Here is a 16,949-nt window from a genome sequence, read left to right as displayed (position 1 = left end):
CACCGATCGGAGCCGTTCATGGCTATCGAAATACCTTCCCGTGCGTCCCGGCCTTTTGACTTTCGTTTCGCCCTGGGTGTGCCACTCGCCCTCATGGCAGTGATGCTGTGGCTATATCCGCCGGCACTGGACTTCGCGCTTGCACAACTGTTCTACGTACCCGGCAGCGGCTTCATCGGACGGCAAAGTTACTGGCTGGAAAACATCCTGCACGACCGCGCCAAACAGGCCGTGATCGCCTTCGCCGTACTCGCGCTGGCCGGATTCATCGTCAGTCTGTGCAGCCCGAAGTGGCGGCAATGGCGCCGGCCTTTGGGCTACGTGGTGCTGGCGATGGCCCTGACGACTGCGGTGGTGATGCCACTCAAGGTGCTCACCGCAGTGCATTGTCCGTGGAGCTTGAAGGAGTTCGGCGGCCAGGAAACCTACACGCCCCTGCTCAGCCCACGCGCCGAGACCGAAAAACCCGGTTTGTGCTGGCCGGGCGGACACGCCTCGAGCGGCTTCTCGTTGCTCGCGCTTTTCTTCTTCTGGCGCGACCGTCGCCCACGCACTGCGCGCATCGCCCTCGCCGTGGCGCTGGGATTGGGCGCGATCTTTTCCCTGGGCCGCATGGCGCAGGGCGCCCATTTTCTCTCCCACAACATCTGGACCCTGCTGATCGATTGGATGATCTGCGTGCTGTGTTACCGCTGGATTCTCTATCGCCCTGCGGCGTCCCGGATCACCCGCAGCCAGGCCACGATGGTCCCCGGAGATCGCTGAAATGAGCGCCAGACGCCAGCCGTTCAAACAGACGAGCCTGCTGCTGGCTCTGGCAATGGCTGCCGCCCTGCTGAGCGCGTGCCAGACGACACGCGAGCGACTGTTGGCCGAAGGCTATCCCGCGCCCTTCGCCAACGGCTTCGAGGACGGCTGCAGCAGTGGCCGCAACGCGGCGCAGGCGCTGGGGGAATTTCGCAAGAACGTCCCCACCTACCTCGCGGATCGCCAGTACGCCACCGGCTGGGACGACGGCTTTCGCCAATGTCAGGCCAGCGTCGCCAGCGATTTCCAGCGCCGCATCGGCACCGACAGCAAGGCCGACCGCGACTGGCGGCATGCCCGGGATCAGGACATGGGCAAGGCCTTGGGTCGTACGTCGCGTGACTAGGCAGATCGGTTAGATGCCCGTCACCTCGCAACCGTCGTTCGGATGCTTTGCATCGACGATCAACGTCGCGCGGGCCAGGCCAATACGCGGCGGCGCCGTCGTAGTGATAGCGCAGATGAGCGAGCGGCATACCGATTGGCGCACGCGGCGACTGCCACGGTTTGCGCGCCCTGCGTATCCATCCGCCAGCAGTCCTTCCATTCTGCGAGATCTCCAAGTCTGCAACAAGTCGAAAGACAGGCTGTGTCGTTGAGCTCGCCGCAGGGCAGCAACTGCGTTAAAAATGGCGGGAATGGCTGAACGTGGTGTCTATATAGCGTGAAGAACATTGCCCTGTTTTCAGGTGCCGCTTGCCCCTACCCATACGGAACCCTCATCGATGCACGAGAACACCCACTGGCCGCTGACACTCTACTTCGACGGTGACTGCCCCCTGTGCGCTCACGAGATCAAGGTCCTGAGCGCTCGCGCCTCACCCGATCGCCTGCGTTTCGTCGACATCAGCGATCCGGCGTTCGATGCTCCATCCCTGGGGTTTACCCGTGTGCACATGGAGTCGCTGCTGCATGCCCGCTTCGCCGACGGAACATGGGTCACCGGCCTGGACGCCACACTCTGGAGCTGGCGAGCCGCAGGCCTGGGCATCTGGGCGGCGCCGTTGTCGTGGCGCTGGGCCCGGCCGCTGTTGAACGTGGGCTATCGCCTGTTCTGCCGCTGGCGCCCGCACCTGGCATGGCTGCCCCACCCCGACGGCAGCGCGCGCTGCCGTGGCGACAGCTGTGCGCTTCCTGATACGGATCGTGCGGCGCGCAAGCGGCCGCCTTCGGAGCCTCGGTGAGCGCCGGGGCGGAACACGCGATTTCCAGTACCCAAGCAGGTTGTCCATGAACACGTTCGAAATCCACACCTTCATCGCTCGCTGGCACTCGCTGGGCCTGCCACGATCGACCCCATGGCAACTGGCCCAGGATTGCGAAAACCTGGTTCTGACGTTGCTCGATCGTCTTGGCGAGGGTTATCGGCGTCACGGAAACTGCGCCGTTCACGAAAACGCAGTGGTGGAAGAAGGCGCGGTACTCAAAGGCGCCATCATCATCGGTGAAGGCGCCTTCGTCGCTGCGGGTGCGTACCTGCGTGGCGGCGTTTACTTGGGCAGGCAGTGCATCGTGGGCCCCAGCTGCGAGCTCAAGAGCACCTTCATGCTGGATGGCAGCAAGCTGGCCCATTTCAATTTCGTCGGCGACTCGGTGATCGGCGAGCGAGTGAACATCGAGGCCGGCGCGATCATCGCCAATTACCGCAATGAACTGGACGGGGCGAACATCCGCATTCGCCACGGCGATGCCGTCATCGAGACGGGCGTGAACAAGTTCGGCGCCCTGGTCGGCGACGGCTGCAAGATCGGCACGAATGCGGTGATCGCACCCGGCGCGCTGCTAGCGCCCGACACCCGAATTCCACGTCTGGGGTTGGTCGATCAATTCGCTCATGGTTGATCAGGGCGATGGATGGGGTGTAGGCAAGGGACACAGCCATTGCTCTGAAAAAACGTAGAAACATTTTGAAACACGCGGCCTATCTTCCTACTCCAACGTCTTTCCCTAAAAGACTATGCCATGAAGACGCCCCGCCCCTCCGCACGCCTGGAACCGCTCGAGCAACTGCGTAACTTGAAGATGGCGCGATCCGCCCATGCCTATGTGCGGGGCAGCACGGTGCAATTCTATGACTGGCTGCAGTCGCAGTCGGGCCGACGCTTGCCCAGTGGCCCGCCGGTGTGGATCTGCGGCGACTGCCATGCCGGCAATCTCGGCCCGACCGGTGATTCGAAGGGCCGCATCGATATCCACATCCGCGACCTGGACCAGACCGTCATCGGCAACCCGGTGCACGATCTGGTGCGGCTTGGTTTGTCGCTGGCGACCGCCGCACGCGGCTCGGACCTGCCGGGCGTGGCCACGGCGCGCATGCTGGAAGAAATGATGGTGGGTTATGAACAGGCCTTCGAGAACAACCACGACGAAGAACCGCAACGCCCCGCTCAGGTGAAGGCCGGCATGCGCAGCGCCGTGCAGCGCACCTGGAAGCACCTGGCTCAGGAACGCATCGAGGACATGCGCCCGACGATTCCATTGGGCAAGCATTTCTGGGCCTTGTCCAAGACCGAGCGCAGCGCCATCAAGACGCTGTGCGCCACCGATGAGATTCATGCCTTGGTCACGTCGTTGAAAGGGCGATCGGGCAGCGACAGTGTCGAACTGCTGGACTCGGCGTACTGGGTCAAGGGTTGCAGCTCTTTGGGGCTCAAGCGCTACGCCGTGCTGCTGGGCGTGGGCGACGATGACGATCAGGAGTTGTGCCTGCTCGACATCAAGGAAGCCGTGGCGGCCGCAGCGCCGCGCACCGTTCGCGCAGGCATGCCGCGGGACAACGGCAAGCGCGTGGTCGAAGGCGCCCGGCACCTGTCACCGGGTCTGGGCAATCGCATGCTGGCCACGCGCATGCTCGACCATGGCTTCTTCATTCGCGAACTGCTGCCTCAGGACATGAAGCTCGAGCTCGATCAGTTGAGCGAAACCGAAGCCATGCGTGCGGCCAGTTACCTGGCTAGCGTGGTCGGCACGGCCCATGCCCGGCAGATGGACCTTTCGACCAGAGCCGCCTGGATCCGCGAGCTGCAAACCAACCGTTCCAACACCCTGGATGCGCCTTCCTGGCTTTGGTCCAGCGTGGTGCATCTGGTAGGCAGCCACGAGCAAGGCTATCTGGAACACTGTCGCCGCTACGCGCTGCAGAATTGAACATCGGCGCTTGCATGCAGGACTAAATTGAAACCTTGCGCAGCCCCTTACTCAGGAACCCCGTGTATGCATATTCTTCATATTGCCAGCTCTCCTCGCGGGGAGCGTTCGGCCTCCCTGAAACTGGCCGACCGCTACCTCGAAACGGCTGCTTCGGTTGAGCCCGGCACGACCGTCGACGTGCTGGATGTCTGGACCACCGACCTGTTGCCGTTCGACGGCCCCGCGTTGAAAGCCAAATACGCGGACCTGGAGGGTGTGGAAATGACCGCCGAGCAGGCGGCCGTCTGGAAACAGATACATGCCTTGGGCGAGCGTTTCCACCGCGCGGATGTGATCGTGTTCAGCGTGCCGATGTGGAACTTCGGTGTGCCCTACCGCCTCAAGCACCTGATCGACTCAGTGTCGCAGCGTGGCGTGCTGTTCGACTTCGACGACAAGGGCATGGTCGGCCTGCTCAAGGGCAAGAAAGTGGTGGTGCTGGCCACCCGCGGGGTGGCGCTTGGCGAGGATTACCCGACCGAAGACTTCGACCATCAGGTGGCCTTTCTGCGGACCTGGGCCCGCATGGTAGGGATTCCGGCCATCGATACCGTCGAATCGGAAGGCACCCTCGGCGATGCCGCAACCGCCGAGGCCAACTTCAACGCCGCCCTGGATGCAGCCGCCAAGCTGGCCACGACACTGACGTCCTCAAGCGGCTCATCGCACTAGACTTCGGTATGCCGATCCGCCGGTTGGCGCGGATCGGCACCGCTCACCTCTCCTCCTTACACCTTGAACCGCGAGACCACCGTGCGCAGCTCGGTCGCCAGCAAGGTGAGTTCTTCCGCCGTCACGGCGTTGTCTTCGATACCCTCCATGAGCGCCAGGCTGCCATTGCGGATCTGGGTCACGTTGCGGTTGATGTCCTCCGACACCGCGTGTTGCTGCACCGCCGCGCTGGCTATCTGAGTGTTCATGCCGACGATCTGTTCGACGCCATCGCTGATGGCATCCAGGCTGGTCGAAGCGGCATCGGCCGACTGCAAACATTCCTGGGCACGCTGCTTGCCGGCCTTCATCTGCTCGACGGCCGCAGAGGTGGCCGACTGCAGTTCCTGAATGATTCGGCGGATTTCTTCGGTGGAGTTCTGCGTGCGTGAAGCCAGGGTCCGCACCTCGTCGGCGACCACCGCAAAGCCACGCCCCTGCTCTCCGGCACGGGCGGCTTCGATGGCAGCGTTCAAGGCCAGCAGGTTGGTCTGGTCGGCGATGTTGCGGATTACCTCGATCACTCCGCCAATCTGCTGGCTGTGCTGGGCAAGCGCCGAGACCTTCTGCGCGCTGCGCTCCACCTCATCGGCCAGGGCCTCGATGGTGACTTTGGTTTCATGCATCTTCGCCAGCCCGGCCTGGGAAGACTGACTGGCGTGTTCGGCAGCGTGGGCCGCCCCTTCGGTGTTCTGTGCGACGTCGGCCACGCTGGTGGTCATCTCGTTGATGGCCGTGGCGACCTGTTCGGTCTCGCTTTGCTGAGTGTTCATCGATTGCTTGGCCCGATCGATGGAAACGCCCATGCGCGCGGCGGCATCGGAAACCGACTGCGAGCTGCGCTCGACCTGGGTCAGCGAGCTGCCGAAGGCCCGCACCATGTGGTTCAGGCTGTTGCCCACGTCGGCCATTTCGTCCTTGCCACGCACCTGGACGCGTGCGCTCAAGTCACCTTGGCCGATGAGCCGGGTGGCCTGCAACACATCCTCGATGCTACGGCGCATGGCACTGTAGATACCGCAGAACACGTACGCCAGCAGCAGGCCGACGACGGCGAACATGCCAAGAATGAACAGCCGCTCCGAGGTCTTTTCCTGAGCCCGCTGGGCCAGGCGGTTGAGCAGTTCTTCCTGCAGCGTGTCCTGTGCCTTGTACAGCTCAGCCACGACCGAGTTGCCTTTGGCGGGCACGTTCTGCACGTTGACCAGCGTGTCACTGGTAGAGGACGTGACCGCTTCCAGGTCCGCACGGAAGCCGGTCAGGCTCATGAACGCACTGTCGATAGGTGCCTGAATGCGATCGGCCAGGGCGGGCTCTCGGCGACGCAGCAGCTCCAGGCTTTGCTGAAGCTCCTTGTGGATGAGCAATTCGGTCTTGAGCATCGACTTGATCACGCCACGCGTCGCGGGGCTCAACGGCTGCCCCTCACGCAGCCCGCTGGCCAAGCCGCGCAATTGCCCGACGATGTTGATCTGGCGAGGCAGACGCAGCGTGCTCAGGTCGATCATGAACAGCGATGCGTAATCCTCATCCAGCACCATGCCCGACGTCGCGGAGACGTAGTAGACGAAATTCAGGGTCTCGGTCAGTTGGTCGTTCCATTGATCGAACATGCCCCCAGGATCGACGCCGGGCTTGGCCAGCGACATCAAGCGCGTGGCCGAGGCATGCAGGCGTTCGACGCGATCGCCGGTCTGCAGAGCGTCGTTGAACTGGCGGTCAGTGGTGGCCAGTTTCGAGAAGGCGTCTTCGATCTTTGCCTGATTGGCCAGCACATCGGCCTGTGCGGTCTGATCGCCGCTGAGCAGGCGGTTGGTCAACGCGCGCTGCATCATGGACAGGCGCAGGATCGGCGTCACATCCAGCAGGTAGCGCTGGCCGGTCTGCTCCGAGCGTATGACCGCCAGGCTGTCATTGAGCTGAACGATGAAGCGGGTACCGAGCAGGAGCAGCGGAACCAGAACGATGATGGCGAGCACCGCGAATTTGGTCTTGAAGCGCAATCGGTTGGCGAGCGTTACGGCAGGAGCAAGGATGTTCATAGGGTTCTCACAGCCCGGAATGGGACGGTTCGTGGTTAAGCGTGAGGTGAGAACGGTCCCTTTCTCGGACGCCGGGGCTCTGTCCGGCCCCTTGGCCGAGCACAGGTGTTCTGTGCTCAAACGTCCGTATCGGTTGGGTTTCGGATAACTTTACGAGAATTTGTACAAATATATTTATTTGTACAGCTTTTGAACTTCATGACTTGAGTAATGTCGCGGCGACATCACTGCGGGGCTCGAAAAAATAAAGATTGAATACTCACAGAAAATGTTATTTAAATAACATAAATAACAGCCGACGGTGGGTCCGTCGGCGCTGGCGAGGTCACAACAACAATGAGCAAGATCGCAGTCATCGGCAGCAACATGGTCGACCTGATCACCTACATCGAGCGCATGCCCGCCCAGGGCGAAACCCTCGAAGCACCGCGTTTCGCCATGGGCTGCGGCGGCAAGGGGGCCAACCAGGCCGCGGCGGCGGCCTTGCTGGGTGCCGACGTCCTGATGCTGAGCAAGGTCGGCGACGACGGCTTCGCCGATACCACCCTGGCCAATTTCCAACGGCTGGGCATCGACTCGCGTTTCGTCGAGCGGGTACCGGGCGTGTCCAGCGGTGTGGCGCCGATCTTCGTTCAGGAGAACTCCCACAACAGCATCCTGATCGTCAAAGGCGCCAATGCCCATCTGCATCCGGCCGACATCGATCGCGCCGAGGCGCAATTGCGTGATTGCGCCCTGATCGTGCTGCAACTGGAAATCGAACTGGCGAGCGTGTACCACGCCATCGAGTTCGCTCGACGCCACGCCATTCCAGTGTTGCTCAACCCCGCCCCTGCCCTGGCCGGCCTGAGCAACGACCACTTGGCGCTGCTGGACTTCCTGATTCCCAACGAAAGCGAACTGGCGCTCATCAGCGGGCTGCAGGTGAATTCTGCCGCGGACGCTGCGCATGCCGCGCGGACCCTGGTGGCCAAGGGTGTACGCCACGTCATCGTCACCTTGGGTGAACAAGGCGCCCTGTACGTGGGCGCCGAAGGCGAGTGGCAGGTCCCGGGCGTCAAGGTCGAGGCGCGCGACACCAGTGGCGCGGGCGACGCCTTCATCGGCTGCTTCGCAAGGCACTGGAGCCGGGACGCCGATATCCGTCAGGCGATGCAACAGGCGGTGGCCTACTCCGCCTGCTCGGTCACCGGCCTCGGCACGCAGTCTTCCTACCCGGACGCAGAAACGTTTGCACGCTTTCTGGATGCATCGGCTCGCTGACACCTCACCAGCACTCTCGCGGAGAACAATAATGAACAAACCTGCGCTGCAACAAACCCCGGACGGGTTCTACCTGAACCGTACGCCATGGTTCGCCTTCATCCTGCTGTGTCTGATCTTCGCCCTGTGGGCTGCCGCGGCCGGCATGAACGACGTGTTGATCGCCCACTTCAAGAAGGCCTTCCTGCTCAGCGACTTCCAGTCGGCCTTCGTCCAGTCGGCGTTCTACCTGGGCTACTTCTTCGTCGCCATACCGGCAGCCCTGGTGGTGCGCCGTTTCAGCTACAAGACCACGATCCTGGTCGGCCTGATGCTGTACCTGTTCGGCTGCGCGCTGTTCTTCCCTGCCGCGTCCACCGCCAAGTACGGCATGTTTCTGATCGCGCTGTTCGTCATCGCCGCCGGCCTGTCGTTTCTCGAGACCGCCTGCAACACCTATTCGACCCTGATGGGTCCGCGGGAAACCGGCACGCGACGCCTGAACATCTCCCAGACCTTTCACCCGTTCGGAGCCATGACCGGGGTGTACGTGGGCAGCTTCGTGATGTTCAAGGACACCGACGCCAGCCACGAGCAACTGGCGCAGATGAGTGCCAGCGAAGCGGCCGTGCAACAGTTGCAGATGATCCAGTCGACCTTGCTGCCGTACAAATGGATGATCGCGGTGCTCATTCTGATGTTCATCCTGATCGCCATCACCCGCTTTCCCGCCTGCAAGGGCAACCGCACCGGCAGCGAACCCCGGGCCAGCCTGGGTGAAAGCCTGGGCCGCCTGCGCCGCAACCCGCGCTTCTGTTTCGGCGTGCTGGCGCAGTTCCTCTACGTCGGCGCTCAGGTGGGCGTCTGGAGCTTCACCATTCGCCTGGCCATGCAGATGGGCGGCATGAACGAACGCAGCGCCTCATGGTTCCTGCTGATCACCTTTGCCGCCTACTTCGTCGGCAAGATGATCGCCAACGTGCTGATGCGCAAGATGCACCCCGCCAAGGTGCTGGCTCTGTACGGCGTGCTGTGCATCCTGTTGCTGGCCTACACCATCTTCGTACCCAACATCACCGCGGTGTACGCAGCCGTGGGTGTCAGCGTCTTCCTCGGTCCTTGCTGGCCGACCATCTATGGCCTGACCATCGACGGGCTCGGCGAAGACACGGGTGTCGGTGGTTCGCTGCTGGTGATGAGCATCGTCGGCGGTGGCGTGATCCCGATCTTTCAGGGACTGCTCAGCGACGCCAACAACGGCAACATGCAGATCGCCTACACGGTGCCGCTGCTGTGCTTCGTGGCGATCGTGCTGTACGCGGTGCGCTGCATGCGCCAGCCACAACCGGCCCTGAGCGGCTCGGCCGCGGCGGTGGCGCAATGAGTGCCGAATGCCTGCGCCTGCCGCTGTACCCGCAACTGTGGGACAGCAACCGTCGAACCCTGCTCGAGTCGCGTCAGTTCACCGTACACGCCTGGACCTACCCCAGCGGGGTCAAGGCAGTGTCGCTGGAGAACAGCCGCGGCAAGCTGGTGATACTGCCCTGGCAGGGTCAGATGATCTGGTCGGCCGAGTTCGATGGCCACGACCTGACCATGCGCAACATGTTCAGCCAGCCCCGCCCCAGCGACACCATCATCGGCACCTATGGCTGTTTCATGTTCCACAGCGGCCTGCTGCGCAACGGTTGCCCAGGCCCGGAAGACACGCATGCGCTGCACGGCGAGATGCCCTGCGCGCCGATGGACGAGGCCTGGCTGGAAAGCGGTGAGGACGAGCATGGCGCCTACCTGCGCCTGGGCGGTACCTGCGAGTACGTGCAGGGTTTCGGCGACCACTACCGGGCCAGTCCCAGCGTCACCCTGCGCCCGGCCAGTGGCGTGTTCGAGATCGGCATGGACGTGGTCAACCTGGCGGGCAAGGCCATGGACCTGATGTACATGGCGCACATGAACTATGCCTATGTCGAAGGCGCGCGGCTGAGCCAGCCGCTGGGCTGCAAGCGCACCCGAGTGCGCAGCAGCGTGCCGGCCCACGTACGGCCGACGCCAGCCTGGAGCGACTACATGGCGCAGCTGAGCCAGGATCCGCAAGCCCTGGAAGTGCTCGACTCCCCTGCCCTGTACGACCCGGAAATCGTCTGCTTCTTCGATGAAGTACGCAGCGATGCCGAGGGGCAGGCGCATTTCTTTCTGGAACACCCTGACGGCGCGGCCTTCTACACCGGCTACAGCCCGCAGCAGTTCGAGCATGCCGCGCGCTGGATCCTGCACAACGCGGATCAACAGGTCGCCGCGTTCGTCTTGCCCGCCACCTGCGAACCGGAGGGGTACCGCGCCGAACTGGCCAAGGGCAACGTGCGCAGCCTGGCACCCGGTGCGCGTGCCGAGTTCAGCCTGCGCACCGGTTTTCTCAGCGCCACGGAACGGCGAGCGTTGCCGACGTGACCTGTCTACACCACCAGTTGAGCACCGCCGGCCTGGATCGCCTCGCGGTAGGCGCGGGGGATTTTCTTGTCGCTGACCACACACTGGAAGTCGCTCAACGCGCCGAAATGCGCCGTGCGCACGGCGTCGAACTTGGAGTGATCGGCCAGCAGCAGGCACTGCCGCGCCTGACGCATGACCTTCTGCTTGACCTCCACCTCGTGGAAATTGAAGCAGGTGACGCCGCACTCCAGGCTGACACCGGCCGCGGAAACGAATGCCCAGGTGAGCCGTACGCTGTCGAGAATGCTGGCTTCGGCCTGGCTCTCGAACACCTGGTTCTTGCGGTGGAAAACGCCGCCGCACAGGACGATGTTGCAACGGGTTTTCTGCTGCAGCTTGAGCAACACGTTCAGCGAGTTGCACACCGCGGTGAACTCGAGATCGTCGGGAATGAAGTCGACCACGAAGGGCACCGTCGTACCGCAATCGAAGAACACCGTGTCGCCCGGCTGAATGAAGGCGGCTGCCAGCTTGCCGATCCGGCGCTTTTCCTCGACATGCCGGGTGTCCTGCTCGCTGACCCGGTAATCCCCCGGCTCCGGGTCGTCGTGGGCGCGCGTGATGTAGCCGCCCAGCAACCGCAACTGTTCCGGATGCCGGCTCAGGTCGCGGCGCAGGGTCATTTCGGACACGTCGAGCAAGGCCGCCATCTCGCGCAGATGCACGGCTTTCTGATCTTGCAGGACCTGTTGGATCTGTTTGATTCGGTTGGTTTTCTTGACGTCCACGGGCATCCAGGCAATCCGTTGGTGAGGTAGATACGGTTGATACCGCGAACAAAGTAACACCAATTGTTAATTTTATAACGTGTGGGCCAAGGCCCCGTGTTTCCACTGATGACAGGAATCGCTTCATGACTTCACTCGACCCCACCGCACTGGCGCAGACCATCGATCACACCTTGCTGGCGGCCGATGCCAGCCGCGAACAGATTGCCACGCTTTGCGCGGAGGCCCGTGAGCACGGTTTCTACTCCGTGTGCGTGAATTCCAGCCAGGTGCCCGTCGCGGCCCGGCATCTGGCGGGATCCGCCGTCAAGGTCTGCGCCGTGGTGGGCTTCCCGCTGGGTGCCGGCCTGAGCGCCGCCAAGGCGGCGGAAACCGTGCTGACCATCGCCGCCGGCGCACAGGAAATCGACATGGTGCTGAACATCGGCTGGCTCAAGGAAGGGCTGTACACCGACGTCCGGGACGATATCGCTGCGGTGCTGCAGGCCTGCGGCGAGGTAACGCTCAAGGTCATCCTGGAAACCTGCCTGCTCGACGACGCGCAGAAGATGCGCGCCTGCGAGATCTGTCGCGAGCTGGGCGTGGCGTTCGTGAAAACCTCCACGGGTTTCAGCCGCAGCGGCGCCACGCTCGAAGACGTCGCCCTGATGCGCCGGGTGGTTGGCCCGGACATCGGCGTCAAGGCGTCGGGCGGCGTGCGTGACGTCGCCACCGCCCGGGCGATGATCCAGGCCGGCGCCACCCGTCTGGGCACCAGCTCGGGAATCGCCATCGTCACCGGCGGCCAGGCGGGCAGCGGCTACTGAGTCCACGTGCGATTGAGGAATGTTTTTCACCAGTGTCGATCCAAAAGGTCGGAAACAGACGTCAGGCTGACCGTTAGACTGATGTCATCTCTTGAATCTTGGACAGACACCATGAATGTACGAAATCAGGACACTCGATCGCACGATCTGGCTGACCATGACGCGTTCAGCCGTACCTTCCAACAGGACCAGTTGAGCATCGGCTTCATCGCCCCGGCCTGCGGCTATCCCGACAGCCCGTTCCCGAGCCTGTCGGACCAAGCCGAGATCGTGCAGAGTCTGGACCGCAGCGACGCCGCAGCCCTGTGGCTGCGCGACGTGCCGTTCTACGACCCCTCGTTCGGCGACACCGGCCAGGTCCTCGATCCGCTGGTGTACGCCGGCTGGCTGGCCGCCCTCACCCAGCGCATCGCGATCGGCACCGCCGGATTCGTCACGCCCCTGCGTGAACCGGTGATCACCGCCAAGCAGATCACCACCGCCGACCAATTGCTGGGCGGACGCTTTCTGGCCGGCATGGCCTCCGGTGACCGACCCACCGAATACCCGGCCTTCGGCGTCGACTTCGGCACCCGTGTCGAGCGCTATCGCGAAGCCGTGGCCTTGATCAAGACGTTGACCTCGGTGTCATTCCCACGCCTGAAGACCGAGCATTTCGGCCATTTGCGCGGGGACATCGACCTGGTACCCAAGCCGGCAGCCTCGCGCATCCCGCTCATCGCCATAGGTCGCGCCGGGCAGAGCCTGGAGTGGCTGGCCGAACACGTCGACGCCTGGATCTGGCACGGCGACGCCCAACGCATGCCGGAAGTGGTGCCGCACTGGCGCGAAATGACCGAATCGCGCGGCTTCGTGCCCTTCGGCTACGGTGCGATGTTCGATCTGGACAGCAACGCCGACGCCCCACTGCAGACCGGCCGAGTCCTGCGCGGCGGCCGCCATGCCTTGAAGCAGTTCTTCGCGCAGCAACGCGATGCCGGCATCAACCACGTCGCCCTGAACCTCAAGCCGACTCGACGTCCGGCATTGGAGGTGATTGCGGAGCTTCAGGAACATGTGCTTCCCGAGTTCTCGCTGGCATAAGGTTCATCAGTCCCTCTCGCCTCGGTGTGCTGTAGGCCACCTGGGATAGCAAGGGCTAGAGCTTGTCCCGGCGCATCTGTGACACCAGAGTGAAGCGGTCCTGGGGATGGGTGGTTTCCGAAACCACCATCACCGCCCCGTCCTTGTCGCGGTATTGCCGCAGAATGTTCAGGCCGGGTGAACCGACGTCCGCGTTGAGGCTTTTGGCAATCTCGACCGAGAGCAGCACCGCACGCACCTGCTGATCCACCACATCAATGTACCGGCCGAAATGCCGTTCGATCAGGGCGGCGATCAGCTCGTCGGGATGCTGGTTGGCCAGTTCGATCACTTCCGAATAGATGTCCTGAGCGTATACATCGGTCCAGCACAGCGGCGCGCGCGGGTTTTCCTGATCGACGCGCAGGCTGGATACCCGAAAGTAATGCTCCCCAGGCTCAAGGCCCAAGCGCTTGGCCTGCGCGATGTCGGCCACGAAATGCAGGACGTTCTGAATGCTGCGCACTTGGGTTTCGGCCAGGTGCACCAGATCCGATACCGAGGCCAGCGACTGCGAGTATCCACCGATGGGTGTGGCCGACTCGACCCGTGTGCCGACTCGCTTGCGGCGTGACACCAGGCCCTGATTCTGCAGCTGGGTAATCGCCGCGCGCACGGTGTGCCGACTCACCGCATAGAGGTCACACAGCTCCAGCTCGGTGGGCAGCAAGGTGCCCACCGGAAATCGACCGCTGGAAATCCCTTCCCTCAAGTCCTTCGCAACGACCTCATAGCGCGTCTGGCTCATACCTTCCATCAGTCTCAAGCGATCAACGAGTTGACAGTCTACCAGTGCGCGCGCAATTATTATGTACGTACATATTAATATGTATGGTTAATAACAAACATAACAGGATCTTCTCATGTCCAGCACCGTCTTTGATTCCGCTCTCTTTCGTGACATGTTCGGCACAGCGGAAATGCGTGCCGTGTTCTCCGACCAAGCGCTGATCGAACGCTACATCGAAGTGGAAGTGGCACTGGCGCGCGCGCAGGCACGCTGTGGCGTCATTCCCGGCGAGGCCGCCGAACGCATTGCCGAAAGCGCCACCTATGCATCCCTCGACCTGGCGCTCATGCAGCATGAGACCGAAATCGTCGGGTATCCGATTCTCCCGCTGGTCGAGCAACTATCGAAAACCTGCGGCGATTCAGGTCGCTACGTTCATTGGGGGGCGACCACCCAGGACATCATGGACACCGCCGTCGTACTGCAAGTCCGCGCCGCGCTGCTGCTGATCGAGCGTGATATCAAAGCGGTGCGGGGCTTGCTCGCCGACCTCGCCAGGCGCTACCGCGACACCCCCATGGCCGGTCGCACCCACCTGCAGCACGCCCTGCCGATCACCTTTGGCTACAAATGTGCCGTGTGGTTGAGCATGTTCGATCGCCACGCCGAGCGTCTGGTCGAACTGCGTCCGCGGGTGGAAATCGGCCAATTCGCAGGTGCCGCCGGAACCCTGGCGTCCCTGGGCGACAAAGGTCTTGAGGTGCAGGAAGCGCTCATGGCGGAATTGAACCTCGGGGTTCCGCAAGCCACCTGGCACGTTGCCCGGGACGGCCTGGCCGAAACCCTGAATTTCCTCGGCCTGGTCACCGCGTCCCTGGGCAAGGTCGCACTGGACGTCATGATGATGATGACCAGCGAACTGGGCGAGGCGTACGAACCTTTCGTGAAAGGACGCGGCGCCAGCAGCACCATGCCGCAGAAGCGTAATCCCATTTCCTGCGAACTGATGTATGCGGCCGCCAAAGGCGTGCGTCAGCAGGCCGGGCTGATGCTCGACGCCATGATTCAGGACTTCGAACGCTCCACCGGTCCATGGCAAGCCGAATGGATCGCCATTCCCGAAGCCTTCGCCTTGAGCGCCGCGTCGCTGGCCCAGGCCAAGTTCATGTTGGCGGGTCTGGAAGTACGTCCCGAGCGCATGCGCAAGAACCTCGACATGACCCAAGGGCTGATCGTGGCCGAAGCCGTGATGATGGGCCTTGCGCCGGCGCTGGGTCGTCAGGTTGCGCACGACGTGGTCTATGCCGCCTGCCGCCTGGCCAACGATGAAGGCACCAGCCTGCTCGACGCGTTGCTTGCCCAGGGCGAAGCCACCGCTGAACTCGATATGGAAGAACTCAAGCGACTGACCGATCCGGCCAACTATCTGGGCCTGGCACCGCAGATGGTGGATATCGCCCTGGCCCGCGAGGGCAGCGTCAAACGCTGATTGTTCGAAGGCTCGCCGCGATCGAGCCCTTCTGCCTATTGCTCGCCTATAACAACAACGAGACTGCAGACATGACGACCCTCAACAAAAAGCCGTTATACAAGGACCTGACCTTCCAGGTCATCGCCGCCATGGTGCTGGGCATTGCCTTCGGCTTCCTGGCGCCGGAACTGGCAGCCAAGTTCAAGATTCTCGGGGATATCTTCCTCAAGTTGATCAAGACCGCCGTTGCCCCTCTGGTGTTTTTCACCGTGGTCCACGGCATCGCTTCGGCGGGTGATATAAAGCGGGTCGGCAAGGTCGGCCTGCGCGCGCTGATCTACTTCGAAATCGTCTCCACCATCGCCCTGGCCATTGGCTTGCTCTGGGGCAATCTGCTGAACATCGGCTCGGGCATGCACGATGCGCATCCGAGCAGCGCCACTGCCGCCGCAGCGACTGCGGCAGTCGCCAAAGGTCACGCGCCGGCCTCGACCCTGGACTTCATCTACGGCATCTTCCCCGACAACTTCGTCGGTGCCTTCGCAGGTGGGCAGTTGCTGCAGGTACTGGTCATCTCGGTTTTGTTCGGCTTTGCCCTGCTGGCGCTCAAGCCTGAACGTCGCAGCGTCATCGAAGATGGACTGAGCCGCATTTCCGAATGCTTCTTCGAGTTCATCAACCTGATCATGAAGTTCGCCCCTTTGGGTGCCTTCGGCTCGGTGGCCTATGCCGTAGGCAGCAACGGCGCAGCGGTCCTGATGTCCCTCGCCAACCTGGTGCTGATGTTCTACGTCTGCATCGCTTTCTTCATCTTCGTTGTGCTCGGCATCGTCTGCCGAATCTCGGGGTTCAGCCTGTGGCGCTTCCTCAAGTACATCAAGGATGAAGTCTTCATCGTACTCGGCACCGCTTCTTCCGAGAGTGCCCTGCCTCGGCTGCTGCAGAAGCTCGAGAAGTTCGGTTGCTCCAAGCAGAGTGTGGGACTGGTGCTGCCGACCGGTTACGCCTTCAACCTGGATGGCACCTCCATCTACATGTCGCTGTGCGTGCTGTTCATCGCCAACGCCTATGGCGTACCTCTGAGCTGGGAACAGCAATTGGGCATTGTCGCCATCATGCTGGTGACGTCGAAAGGTGCCGCGGCGGTGTCTGGTGGCAGCTTCGTGGTCTTCGCCGCCACGGTCACCGCCATCGGTTCGCTGCCAGTGGAAGGACTGGCGTTGCTGTTCGGGGTGTACCGGTTCATGTCCATGGCGATCGCCACCTGCAACACCATAGGCAACAGTGTGGCCACGGTGGTGGTGTCGAAGTGGTCCGGCGAGTTCACCGAGCACACCGCGCGTGCGGAGTACCATCGGGTATTGGGGCGCAACCCGCAGGCAGCGCTCTGAGCGTCGGCAAGTCGGACTTGGTGAACAGGGCTCATGGGTTTATCCAGCCGTAGGCCATAGCCACCCATGCGCTTGCTCTCTCTGGCCCTGGACGAAGCCAGCGAGAGCAAGCGCCGAGCCGCGGTGCAGTCGGCCACAGGGGAAGTGGCGCCCAAGCTGGGCGAATACACCAACGACATTCTACCTGGCCTTCTACGTCGGCTGAACCAAGGCGATGTCG

17 protein-coding genes are annotated in these 16,949 nt (G+C 62.7%); 13 read left to right on the top strand and 4 right to left on the bottom strand.

Annotated elements, in window-relative coordinates:
- The first annotated feature begins 18 nt into the window (after positions 1-18).
- Positions 19-765: a phosphatase PAP2 family protein gene (locus BLV18_RS08285; protein WP_090357680.1), complete on the top strand. Its 747-nt coding sequence runs from the start codon at positions 19-21 to the stop codon at positions 763-765.
- 55 nt (positions 766-820) lie between these two features.
- Positions 821-1,153, top strand: a complete 333-nt coding sequence (locus tag BLV18_RS08280; protein ID WP_056843440.1) for a hypothetical protein — start codon at positions 821-823, stop codon at positions 1,151-1,153.
- Between the two features lie 9 nt (positions 1,154-1,162).
- Here the strand turns inward: BLV18_RS08280 and BLV18_RS08275 are convergent, their stop codons facing one another.
- Entirely contained in the window at positions 1,163-1,354 is a 192-nt protein-coding gene (locus BLV18_RS08275; protein WP_090357677.1) for a hypothetical protein, read from the bottom strand.
- A 178-nt stretch (positions 1,355-1,532) separates the two neighbouring features.
- Between BLV18_RS08275 and BLV18_RS08270 the strand changes: the two genes are divergently transcribed.
- From BLV18_RS08270 to BLV18_RS08255, 4 genes are all read left to right on the top strand, one after another.
- Positions 1,533-1,991 carry a thiol-disulfide oxidoreductase DCC family protein gene (locus BLV18_RS08270; RefSeq protein WP_090357675.1) on the top strand — a complete coding sequence of 153 codons (459 nt, stop codon included), beginning with the start codon at positions 1,533-1,535 and terminating at the stop codon, positions 1,989-1,991.
- A gap of 46 nt (positions 1,992-2,037) precedes the next feature.
- Positions 2,038-2,649 carry an LbetaH domain-containing protein gene (locus BLV18_RS08265; RefSeq protein ID WP_090357673.1) on the top strand — a complete coding sequence of 204 codons (612 nt, stop codon included), beginning with the start codon at positions 2,038-2,040 and terminating at the stop codon, positions 2,647-2,649.
- Positions 2,650-2,769: 120 nt separating this feature from the next.
- Positions 2,770-3,954, top strand: coding sequence for a DUF2252 domain-containing protein (locus tag BLV18_RS08260; RefSeq protein ID WP_090357671.1), 1,185 nt, complete (start codon positions 2,770-2,772; stop codon positions 3,952-3,954).
- Between the two features lie 66 nt (positions 3,955-4,020).
- Positions 4,021-4,668, top strand: a complete 648-nt coding sequence (locus tag BLV18_RS08255) for an FMN-dependent NADH-azoreductase (protein WP_090357669.1) — start codon at positions 4,021-4,023, stop codon at positions 4,666-4,668.
- 56 nt (positions 4,669-4,724) lie between these two features.
- Here the strand turns inward: BLV18_RS08255 and BLV18_RS08250 are convergent, their stop codons facing one another.
- The gene (locus BLV18_RS08250) at positions 4,725-6,749 is read right to left on the bottom strand and encodes a methyl-accepting chemotaxis protein (protein WP_090357667.1); all 2,025 of its coding nucleotides are present in this window, start codon (positions 6,747-6,749) and stop codon (positions 4,725-4,727) included.
- Between the two features lie 336 nt (positions 6,750-7,085).
- On the opposite strand from BLV18_RS08250, the gene rbsK reads away from it, so the two are divergent.
- Genes rbsK through BLV18_RS08235 form a run of 3 tightly spaced genes read left to right on the top strand, consistent with a single transcriptional unit; the run spans position 7,086 to position 10,439 of the window.
- Positions 7,086-8,012, top strand: coding sequence for a ribokinase (gene rbsK / locus BLV18_RS08245; protein WP_090357665.1), 927 nt, complete (start codon positions 7,086-7,088; stop codon positions 8,010-8,012).
- A 31-nt stretch (positions 8,013-8,043) separates the two neighbouring features.
- Complete coding sequence (gene fucP / locus BLV18_RS08240) at positions 8,044-9,375, top strand: L-fucose:H+ symporter permease (protein ID WP_090357663.1); 1,332 nt, start codon at positions 8,044-8,046, stop codon at positions 9,373-9,375.
- The gene (locus BLV18_RS08235; RefSeq protein WP_090357661.1) at positions 9,372-10,439 is read left to right on the top strand and encodes an aldose 1-epimerase family protein; all 1,068 of its coding nucleotides are present in this window, start codon (positions 9,372-9,374) and stop codon (positions 10,437-10,439) included. The genes fucP and BLV18_RS08235 overlap by 4 nt, the downstream gene beginning before the upstream one ends.
- Before the next feature lie 5 nt (positions 10,440-10,444).
- Here the strand turns inward: BLV18_RS08235 and deoR are convergent, their stop codons facing one another.
- Complete coding sequence (gene deoR, locus BLV18_RS08230; protein ID WP_082223554.1) at positions 10,445-11,215, bottom strand: DNA-binding transcriptional repressor DeoR; 771 nt, start codon at positions 11,213-11,215, stop codon at positions 10,445-10,447.
- Between the two features lie 119 nt (positions 11,216-11,334).
- Here deoR and deoC point away from each other — a divergent pair, with 119 nt between their 5' ends.
- Together deoC and BLV18_RS08220 are read left to right on the top strand one after the other, a co-directional pair.
- On the top strand, positions 11,335-12,015 hold the full coding sequence (gene deoC, locus BLV18_RS08225; protein ID WP_090357658.1) for a deoxyribose-phosphate aldolase: 681 nt from the start codon (positions 11,335-11,337) through the stop codon (positions 12,013-12,015).
- A gap of 111 nt (positions 12,016-12,126) precedes the next feature.
- Positions 12,127-13,098: an LLM class oxidoreductase gene (locus tag BLV18_RS08220; RefSeq protein ID WP_049859238.1), complete on the top strand. Its 972-nt coding sequence runs from the start codon at positions 12,127-12,129 to the stop codon at positions 13,096-13,098.
- Positions 13,099-13,153: 55 nt separating this feature from the next.
- On the opposite strand, the gene BLV18_RS08215 is transcribed toward BLV18_RS08220, so the two are convergent.
- Positions 13,154-13,885, bottom strand: coding sequence for a GntR family transcriptional regulator (locus tag BLV18_RS08215; RefSeq protein WP_090362128.1), 732 nt, complete (start codon positions 13,883-13,885; stop codon positions 13,154-13,156).
- A gap of 115 nt (positions 13,886-14,000) precedes the next feature.
- Here BLV18_RS08215 and BLV18_RS08210 point away from each other — a divergent pair, with 115 nt between their 5' ends.
- On the top strand, positions 14,001-15,356 hold the full coding sequence (locus BLV18_RS08210) for a class-II fumarase/aspartase family protein (protein WP_090357656.1): 1,356 nt from the start codon (positions 14,001-14,003) through the stop codon (positions 15,354-15,356).
- A 71-nt stretch (positions 15,357-15,427) separates the two neighbouring features.
- Positions 15,428-16,729, top strand: coding sequence for a C4-dicarboxylate transporter DctA (gene dctA / locus BLV18_RS08205; RefSeq protein WP_090357654.1), 1,302 nt, complete (start codon positions 15,428-15,430; stop codon positions 16,727-16,729).
- Positions 16,730-16,949 lie beyond the last annotated feature (220 nt).

The organism is Pseudomonas coleopterorum (assembly GCF_900105555.1).
GTDB classification, from domain to species: domain Bacteria; phylum Pseudomonadota; class Gammaproteobacteria; order Pseudomonadales; family Pseudomonadaceae; genus Aquipseudomonas; species Aquipseudomonas coleopterorum.
The sequence above is the reverse complement of the archived record's forward strand: the minus strand, read 5'-3'. Positions and strand labels throughout refer to the sequence as shown.